This window comes from Microtetraspora fusca, from assembly GCF_001570365.1.
Classification (GTDB): domain Bacteria; phylum Actinomycetota; class Actinomycetes; order Streptosporangiales; family Streptosporangiaceae; genus Microtetraspora; species Microtetraspora fusca.
On sequence record NZ_BBYK01000076.1, the window covers coordinates 17,148 to 27,074 of the forward strand.

4 protein-coding genes are annotated in these 9,927 nt (G+C 73.3%); all 4 read right to left on the minus strand.

The window, feature by feature from the left end; translation table 11 throughout:
* Nucleotides 1-29: 29 nt before the first annotated feature.
* From AWQ68_RS35550 to AWQ68_RS35565, 4 genes are read right to left on the minus strand one after another with little or no spacing between them, the layout of a single operon-like run.
* Entirely contained in the window at nt 30-1,004 is a 975-nt protein-coding gene (locus AWQ68_RS35550) for a TauD/TfdA family dioxygenase (protein WP_066949615.1), read from the minus strand.
* Nucleotides 1,001-6,511 (minus strand): non-ribosomal peptide synthetase/MFS transporter, encoded by a 5,511-nt coding sequence (locus AWQ68_RS35555; RefSeq protein ID WP_066949618.1) that lies wholly within the window; start codon nt 6,509-6,511, stop codon nt 1,001-1,003. Before AWQ68_RS35555 ends, AWQ68_RS35550 begins: the two co-directional genes overlap by 4 nt.
* Entirely contained in the window at nt 6,508-9,735 is a 3,228-nt protein-coding gene (locus AWQ68_RS35560) for a non-ribosomal peptide synthetase (RefSeq protein WP_066949699.1), read from the minus strand. The genes AWQ68_RS35555 and AWQ68_RS35560 overlap by 4 nt, the downstream gene beginning before the upstream one ends.
* A 5-nt stretch (nt 9,736-9,740) precedes the next feature.
* Nucleotides 9,741-9,926 (minus strand): MbtH family protein, encoded by a 186-nt coding sequence (locus AWQ68_RS35565; RefSeq protein WP_066949620.1) that lies wholly within the window; start codon nt 9,924-9,926, stop codon nt 9,741-9,743.
* Nucleotide 9,927 lies beyond the last annotated feature (1 nt).

Below are 9,927 nucleotides of genomic sequence, written 5' to 3' on the forward strand. Positions count from 1 at the left end.
CAGCGCGTCCCGGGCGGGCGGAGCCGCCGTCAGGCGGTCATCGCGACCAGGATCCGGCGGGCGCCGGTGAAGGGCTCCCGGCCGTGCGCGCACAGCATGTTGTTGATGATCATCAGGTCGCCCTCGCGCCAGGGGAACGCGTACGAGACCTCGTCGTACGCGGCCGTGACGGCGTCGAGGTCGGCGGAGGCGATCGGGGAGCCGTCGGCGAGGTAGGCGTTGCGGGGCAGGTCGGCCTCGCCGTACAGGCTGAGGAGGGCCTCGCGGACCTCCTCGTCCAGGCTGCTGACGTGGAACAGGTTGGCCTGGTTGAACCAGACCGGCTCCCCGGTCAGCGGCTCGGTCTGCCAGGACGGGCGGTGGTGCCGGGTGCGCAGCCCCTCGTCGGTCCACTCGTACGTCAGACCGTGGTCGGCGCAGTACCGCTCGACCGCGGCCCGGTCGTCGGTCTGGAACGACTCCTGCCAGGACAGGCCGAGCCCCTCGCGGAACGCCCGGGCGTACACGACGCCGGCCGCGAACCGCTCCCGCACCTCCTCCGGGACCGTGCGGAACATCGCGCGGCTGTCGGCGATGGGCGTGGCCCCGCCGGTGGCCGCCGCCGTCTGGCAGAAGAAGAACAGGTGCCCGGGCCAGGTGTCCGAGTACGAGTTCTCGTTGTGCATCGGGAGCGGCTGGTCGGCGGGGTACTCGGTGGAGGTGTAGATGGACTCCGTGACCGACGTGCGCGGGGTCGAGCGCTCGGTGTAGCGCAGCGGCTCGCCCCCGACCACCCGGACGATCCGGTCGAACAGCTCCAGATCGACCGGCAGGTCGCGGAGCAGCACCGCGCCGTGCTCGGCGAGGGCGGCCCGCAGCCCGTCGCGGTGGGCCGTCACCCAGTCGAGGTGGCCGGTCGCGTCCTGGCCGAGGGCGTACACCGCGATGGCGGTGTGGCCGTTGCCCTCGACGTGTCCGGCCACCGACCCCAGCAGGGGCGCCTCAGTGGGGGTGACTCCGGTCATGATGCGCTGCTTCCTTTCACGAGGCCGAGGCGACGCTGCCTCTCCTGCATGCCGATGAGGTCGTCGGGAAGGGAGTCCGGCACCTCGGTGTCGAAGCGCCTCAGCAGCCGGATGGTGGACGCGCCGAGGGTGACCGCGGCCATCATCAGCGCGAAGACGATGTACGTGAGGCCCACGCCCCGGCTCTCACCGACGCCGATGACGGCGCCGACCGTGTCGGCGAGCGCGCCGCCCGGCCGCAGCATGGGGTTGAACAGGGACGTGGCCACCGGCGCCAGCACGGCGAACCCGATCGGCAGGGTGGACCACGAGAGCGCCTGGTTGAGCGCGAGCACCCGCCCGTGGAACCGCTGCGGCACCTTGACCTGGACCAGCGTCACGTAGGTGCCCTGGGAGATCGTCATCGACATGGCCAGGAGGAAGATGCCGGTCACGACCACGGCCAGGGACGGCCGCAGGCCCATCACCAGGCAGCCGACCGCCATGCCGAGGTTGCCCGCGAACACGCCGATCATCCGGCGCTTGCGCGGGCCGCCCCACAGCGCCATCACGATGCCGCCGGCCACCGCGCCGAGCGCCTCGGCCACCGACACCTGCGCCACCTGGTCGACGTCGCCGAACGAGAGCGTCAGCGGGACGGTCAGCACCAGGGCCGGCCCCAGGAAGATGTTCGCGACCGCGAAGTAGATCACCATCGTCCGGAAGCCGCGCATCTTCCAGGAGAACCGCAGACCTTCCGCGATCGAGGTCAGCAGCGGCTCCTTGCGGCGGAACCCGAGCGTGTCGGGGAAGCGGATCACCAGCAGCACGGCGAGGGCGAACACGTAGCTCGTCATGTCGATGGCGAGGATGCCGGGCAGGCCGATCGCGACGTACAGACCGGCGCCCAGCAGGGGCGCGAACAGCATCGCGAATCCGTTGGTGAGCTGCGTGAGGCCGATCGCGTGCCCCAGGTAGCGCTTGGGCACGAGCTGCGGCACCGCCGTCTGGAAGGCCAGCCGTTGGTACGTGCCCGCCATCGAGTTGATCGGCAACAGCAGATAGATGACCCACAGGTCCAGCCGTCCGGCCCACAGCAGCAGCGCGATCGTGAGCTGGACCACGCCGGCCACGCCGCTCGCGACGATCATGACGCGGCGCCGGTCGAACCGGTCGATGAGCGGCCCGGCGATCGGCATCATCGCCACGCCGCAGATCAGCGTCAGCGCCCACAGCAGGCCGAGGTCGGTCACCGACCCCGTACGGTCGAACAGCCACACCGGCACCGCGAAGCCGGTCAGCGCCGACCCGGTCGCCGAGATGAGCTGGCCGATCGCGACGCTGAGGAACCGGCGGTTGCTCGGCTGCACCTTCGGCTTCTCATCGGCCGTCCCCGGCGCGGCCGGGTAGTGCGTGTCGTGCACCGCCCATCCCGCGTCCGCGCCCCTGGCGGCCACGCCGTACTCGGAGGTGTCGCGCCGGGCCATCGCCGGGTGGACCTTCGTGACGATCTCGGCCAGCTCCTCCGAGCGGTGCTTGAGGAAGAAGTGGCCGGCCTGGTCGAGCACCACCAGCCCGGAGGTCTCGGTCAGGAACTCCCACTCCCGGTACCGCTCGGTGTAGTAGTCGGTGACCGGGTCCTCCGAGCCGACGACCGAGATGATCGGGGCCGACATCGGCTCCGGGTGCTGGTCGAGCAGCGTCGTGAAGTACTCCTCGGAGGCCCGGGAGTCGGCCCGCATGTTCGCGATGATCCGGTCCGCCTGCTCCGGGTCCAGCTCGTCGGTGTCGACGCCCATGCCCTTGAGCCAGTTGGCGTACTCGCGGTTGCTGCGCAGCTTCTCCAGCCGGGCGCGCACGGTGCCGACGACGCCCTTGAGCCGGGCGAACGGGAACATCGCGCCGATGTAGACCGCGTCCACGTCGCGGCCCGACTCGGTCAGCTTCCGGGCCACGCCGACCGCGATGGCGCTGCCGACGCCGCAGTGGCCGTACAGGACCAGGGGGCCCTCGACCCGTTCCCTGATCTCCGCCACGATCCGGTCCACCAGCTCGTGGAAGGGCACCGCCTCCTCGTTCAGCCCCACGTCGTGGCCGGGGATGGCCACCGAGTACAGCGCGTTCCCCGCGGGCAGCGCGTCGGCGAGGGGCTGGTAGACGATCGCGCTGCCCCCGCCGTACGGCACGCAGACGTAGGACAGGGTGCGCGTGGCGCCCTTCGGGGTCAGCTCGTACAGCAGCGGCTGCGGCCCGTCCGCCGCGTCGCTGCCGGCGTCGATGAACGCGGCCAGCTCGCGGATGGTGCGGTTCTGGAACAGGTCCATCACGCCGACCGGACGGCCGGTGCCGTCGGACGCCTTGCGGATGCGGGCCACCACCTGGGTGGCGAGCAGCGAGTGGCCGCCGGAGTCGAAGAAGTCGTCGTGGACGCCGATGCGCTCCACGCCGAGCACCTCGGTCCAGATCGCGGCCAGCATCCGCTCGGTGGCGGTCTCCGGCTCGACCAGCTCGGCGGAGGCGTCGCGGGTCGCCTGCGGGGCGGGCAGCGCCTTGCGGTCGAGCTTGCCGTTGGGCGACAGCGGCAGCGCGTCCAGGATGACGAAGGCCGTCGGCACCATGTAGTCGGGCAGGCCCTGCTTGAGCGCGGCCCGCAGCTCGGTGACGTCGATCTCCGCCTCGCCGGCCGGGGTCAGGTAGGCGACCAGCCGCTTGTCCCCGGGGGTGTCCTCGCGGACGATCACGACCGCGTCGGCGACCTCGTCGCGCTCGCGCAGCGCCGTCTCGATCTCGCCCAGCTCGATGCGCAGGCCGCGCAGCTTCACCTGGTGGTCGATCCGGCCGAGGAACTCCAGGTTCCCGTCGGCGCGCCAGCGCGCCAGGTCGCCCGTGCGGTACAGCCGGCCGCCCAGCTCGGGGCCGAACGGGTCGGGGACGAACCGCTCCGCGGTGAGCGCCGGGCGGCGGTGGTAGCCCCGCGCCACGCCGACGCCGCCGATGTGCAGCTCGCCGGGCACGCCGACCGGCGCCGGGCTCCCCCGCCCGTCCAGGACGTAGAGCCGGATGTTGTCGATCGGGGCGCCGATCGGCAGGGTGGCCGCGCCCTCCAGCAGCTCCGGACGGCAGTGCCAGGAGGTGACGTCGATGGCCGCCTCGGTCGGGCCGTACAGGTTGTGCAGCTCGCAGCCCGGGAGCACCGAGGTGAACGTGGCCGCGGTGGCCACCGGCAGCTCCTCGCCGCTGCAGATCACCCGGCGCAGGGCGGTGCAGCCCTTCGCCGCCTCCTCGTCGTCGGCGAGGAACACCCCCAGCATCGAGGGGACGAAGTGGGCGGTGGTCACGCCCTCGGCGATCAGCAGCTCACGCAGGTAGGCCGCGTCCTTGTGGCCGCCCGGCTTCGCGAGCACCAGCCGCGCGCCGGTGAGCAGCGGCCAGAAGAACTCCCACACCGACACGTCGAATCCGGCGGGCGTCTTCTGCAGCACGACGTCGTCGCCGCCGAGCCGGTAGGTGCGCTGCATCCACTCCAGCCGGTTGACGATGCCGCGGTGGGTGTTCGGCACCCCCTTCGGCCGCCCGGTCGAGCCGGAGGTGTAGATGACGTACGCCGGATTGCCGGAGGTGACGGGGGCGCCGGGGGCGTCGGCGGGCCGGTCAGTGGATTGACCAGCCCACTCGCCGGGGTCGTCCAGGTCCAGGATGACCGCGTCGGTGGCCGGGACGCTCTCCCGCAGGCGGCCCAGGGTCAGCACCACGGGCGCCTGGGCGTCCTCGATCATGAACTGCAGCCGGTCGGCCGGGTACTCCGGGTCGAGCGGCAGGTAGGCGGCACCCGCCTTGAGCACGCCGAGCAGCGCCACCACCAGCTCGGCCGAGCGCTCGGCGAAGACGCCGACCAGCGTCTCCGGCCCCGCGCCCAGGTCGCGCAGCCGGTGCGCCACCCGGTTCGCCCGCTCGTTCAGCTCCGCGTACGTCAGGTGGCGGCCCTCGAAGGTCACCGCGACGGCGTCCGGGGTGCGGGCGACCTGCTCCTCGATCAGGCCGTGCAGCGTCGCCGCCTCGTCCAGCTCGGCGGTGGTGTCGTTCCACACGTCCACCAGCAGCGTCTGCTCGGCGGCGTCCAGCATCGGCAGCTCGGACACCCGGAGGGCCGGGTCGGCGGTGACGGAGCGCAGGAGGGTGACGAACCGCGTCGCCATCCGCGCCACGGTCGCCTCGTCGAACAGCGCCGTGTTGTAGACGAACTTGACGATCAGGCCGTCGCGGACCTCGATGACGTGCAGCTCGATGTCGAAGCGGGTGGCCCGCAGGTCCATCGGCAGCCACTCGATGCGCAGGTCGGACTCGCCCGCCTCCGAGATGCGGCCCATCTGGTAGTTCTGCAGCGCGAACATCGCCTGGAAGACCGGCGACCTGCTGACGTCGCGTGGCACGCCGAGCGCGTTGACGAGCTGCTCGAACGGCACCTCCGCGTGGTCGAAGGCGTCCAGGACGGTCACCCGGGTGCGTTCGAGGTACTCGTCGAAGGTCGGGTCGTCCTCGAGCTGGGCGCGCATCGGCAGCATGTTGATGAACATGCCGATGACGTTCTCCAGCTCCGCCAGCGACCGGCCCGCGGACGAGGAGCCGACCGCGAAGTCGCCCTGCCCGGAGTGCCGCGACAGCAGCACCTGGTAGGCCGCGAGCAGCGTCATGAACAGCGTCGTGCCGCGCTCCCTGGACAGCCGGTTGACCGCGTCGGCCAGCTCGGCGTCCACCTGCACGATGTGCCAGTCGCCGTCGAACACCTGGGTCGCCGGGCGCGGCCGGTCGGCGGGCAGCTCCAGAGCCGGCACCCCGGCCAGCCGTCCGCTCCAGAAGTCCAGGTGCCGGTCCAGCTCCGGCCCGGTCTGGGTCTGCCGCTGCCACTGCGCGAAGTCGCCGTACGACACCGGCAGGGCGGGCAGCGCGGCCTCGGCGCCGGACCGGCCCGCGTGGTAGGCGGCGGCGAGGTCGCGCAGCAGCAGGTCCACCGACCAGCCGTCACTGACGATGTGGTGGGTGCTGACCAGCAGGCGGTGGTCGTCGTCGGCCAGCCGGATCAGCAGGGCGCGCAACAGCGGCCCCTCGACCAGGTCGAACGGCTCGGCGGCGGCCTCGTCGATCAGCGCCTGGGCGGCGGCCTCGTCGTCCGCCGTGACGACGCGCAGCGGCACCGTCACGGACTCCTCGACCCGGACCGTCGGCCGCCCGTCGGCGTCGGCCGGGAAGCGCATCCGCACCGCCTCGTGCCGGACCGGCAGCGTCTGCAGCGCCTGTTCGAGCAGCTCGACGTCGAGCGTCCCGGTCAGCCGCATCGGGACCGGGATGTTGTACTGGCTGGTGCCCGGAGCGAACTGCTCCATGAACCAGACCCGCTCCTGCTGGTAGGACAGGGGCGGGGCGGCGCCCTCCGGCCGCGGCCGCACGGTGGTGGTGGCGCGCCGGCGGAGCCGCTGCTCCAGCAGCGCCCGGCGCGCGGCGGACGGAGGGGTCTGCGCGGGCGTCGTCATGATGTGCCGTCGCCTTCCGATGCGAGCATCCGCTCGACATCCTCATCGCTGAGCTGGTCGAGGTCCTCGGACAGCCGCCTCTCGATCTCGGCGGCGAGGTCCGCGACGGTGGTGTAGGAGAACAGGCCCCGGACCGGGATGTCGATCTCGATCTGGCCGCGGATCCGCGCGATGGCCCGGATCGCCAGCAGGGAGTTGCCGCCCAGCTCGAAGAAGTCGTCGGTGGCCCCGATCTTCTCCACGCCGAGCAGCTCGGCGAAGACCTCGGCCACCAGCTCCTCGGCCGCCGTGCGCGGCTCGACGTACTCGCTCTCCCCGGGCGCGGCGACCGGCGCCGGCAGCGCGGCGTGGTCGAGCTTGCCGTTGGCGGTCAGCGGCAGGGTGTCGAGCAGCACGTACGCCGACGGCACCATGTGCGCGGGCAGGGCGGCGGTGAGCGCGCCGTCGACCGCGTCGACGTCCACGGTGACGGCGCCGGAGGCGGGCTCCGGCTCGCCGACCAGGTAGGCCACCAGGCGCTTGCCCTCGACGGTGTCCTCGCGCACGCTCACGGCGGCGTCGCGGACGCCGGGCTGGGCGCGCAGGGCCGTCTCGATCTCGCCCGGCTCGATGCGGTAGCCGTGCAGCTTGATCTGGTCGTCCGCGCGGCCGATGTACTCCAGGATCCCGTCCGCGCGGCGGCGGGCCAGGTCGCCGGTGCGGTACATCCGTGCGCCGGCCGGGCCGAACGGGCACGGCAGGTACGCGGCGGCGGTGGCCCCGGGCCGGTTCAGGTAGCCGCGGGTCACCTGCGGGCCGGCCACGTACAGCTCGCCCACCACGCCGGTGGGCACCGGCCGCAGGCCGCCGTCCAGGACGTACGCCGCGACGCCGGGGGCCGGGCGGCCGATGGGCACCGAGCCCGCCCGGTCCACCGGCAGATCCTCGCCCGGGGCGACCCGCGCCAGCACGCAGCCGACGGTGGCCTCGGTGGGGCCGTACTCGTTGATGACGGCCACGCCGGGGTGCCTCCGCCGGAACGCGGCGACCGCGTCGGCGGGCAGCGCCTCGCCTCCCAGCACCACGTCGGCCTCCGGGGCGACCCGGTCCGGCAGCGCGGCGAGCAGCGCCAGGTGGCTCGGCGTGACCTTGAGGAACGTGGCCAGACCGGCCGCGTCGCCCACCGGCTCGTCGTCCAGCGCGGCGAGCCGCACCGAGCCCCCGACCGTCAGCGGCCCGAACAGGGCGGTCACGGTCAGGTCGAAGGAGATGGGGGAGTGCAGCAGCGCCTGCCCGGCCAGGCCGGGGTAGGTCGCGCCCGCCCACCCGAGGTAGGCGGCCACCGAGCCGTGCTCGACCGCGACGCCCTTGGGGGTGCCGGTCGAGCCCGAGGTGTAGATGACGTACGCGACCGCGTCCGGCGTGGACGCGTCGCCCGCCGTCCCGGACGACGCAGGCCACTCGGCCGGCTCGTCGATCGCGAGCACCTCCGAGTCCGCGCCGCTCCGGAGGGCCTTCCGCACGGTGTCCAGCAGGTGCTTCTGGGTGAGGACCAGCCCGGCGCCGGAGTCGCCCAGCATGTACGCCACCCGGTCGGCCGGGTAGGCCGGATCCACCGGGACGTACCCCGCCCCGGCCTTCCACACGCCGAGCAGCGCGGGCAGCAGGTCCAGGCAGGGCTCGGCGCAGACCGCGACCAGCGACTCGGGGCCGGCGCCGGAGCCGCGCAGCCGCTCCGCCACCCGACCGGCGGCCTCGTCCAGCTCCGCGTACGTCAGCCGCCGGTCGCCGGCGACCACCGCGACCGCGTCGGGGGTGCGCGCGACCTGCTCCTCGACCATGCGGAGCGCCGTCGCGGCGCGGGGCGCGAGCGGCTCGCCCGTGCTCGCCGCGAGCAGCGCGGCGCGCTCGGCGCCGTCCACGAGCGGCAGGTCGCCGATCGCGGTGGCGGGGTCGGCCACCCCGGCGTCCAGGACGCGCAGGTAGCGGGCGACGAACGCCTCCGCCGTCTCCGGGTCGAACAGGTCGGTCCGGTACAGCAGGCGGCTGGTGCCCGTGGTCAGGTCGAACGCGATGTCGTCCTTCGAGGTGGTGTACGGGATCGGCTCGATGCCCGAGTCGGGGATGTAGTTGAAGCCGATCTGGTACAGCGGCTGCGTCCCCGGGTCACGCTGCGGGGCGACCGCCTCCACGACCGCCTGGAACGGGACCCGGCCGTTCTCCATCGCGTCGAGCAGCGTGGCGCGCACCCGGCCGAGCAGGTCGGCGAACGTCGGGTCGCCGCCCGCGTCCACCCGCACCACGAGCTGGTTGACGAACATGCCGATCAGCCCGGTGACCTCGGGCAGCTCGCGCCCGCTCATGGTCACGCCGACCACCGTGTCGTCCTCGCCGGACAGCCGCGACAGCAGCGCGACGTACGCGGCGAGGAACACCATGAACGGCGTCGCGCCGGAGCGGCGCCCCAGCGCGGTGGCCCGCTCCCGCACCCCCTCGGGGACCGTGAAGCGGATCTCGTCCCCGGCGTAGCCGAGCCGGGCCGGCCGGGGCCGGTCGGTGGGCAGGGAGTGGACGGCGGGCAGCCCGGCCAGGCGGGTGCGCCAGTACTCCACCTGTCCTGCCGTCGCCTCGTCGCCGATCCGGTCCCGCTGCCAGGCCGCGAAGTCGGCGTACTGGATCGGCAGCTCGGGGAGCCCGGCGGCCCCGGCCAGCCCGGCCGGGGCGATCGGCTCGCCGTCCTCGCCCGCCCTGGCCGCGGCGGCGGCGCAGAGGCGGGCCATCTCCTTCTGCAGGATGACGGCCGAGGAGGCGTCGAAAACGGCGTGGTGGACCACGAAGCAGACCACCCAGCGGGCGTCGTCGGTGCGGACCGCCACCACGCGCCACATCGGGGCGCGGTCGGTCGGGATCGGCTCACTGTTGGCCGACAGGATGTGGTCGAGCGTCCGGGCCCTGCGCTCCTCCTCGGGGAGCCCGCGCAGGTCGTGCACCCGGATGTCGGGGGTGATCTCGGCGTGCACGACCTGGCGGAGGGCGCCGTCCACGACCCGGAGGGACGTGCGCAGCGCCTCGTGCCGTTCGGCGAGCGCCGCCAGCGCCGCCTCGATCGCGTCCGCCTCGATCACGTACGTGATCTCGAACGGGCACGGCAGGTTGAACACCGGCGAGCCCGGGTCCATCTGGTCGGCCAGCCAGATCCGCTCCTGGCCGAAGGCGGCGGGCGCCTCCCATTCTTTGCCGGTCACCGTGGTCACCCGCCCTGCCGGAGGCTGAGCGGCCGCATGTCGGTCCACACGGTCTCGATGTGGTCCAGGCACTCCTGCTTGGACCCGCCGAACCCGGCGTCGTGCCATCCGGCGGGGAGGGTCCGCCCGGCGGGCCAGATCGAGTACTGCTCTTCGTCGTTGCGCACGACGACGTACTGCTCGTCGGTCATG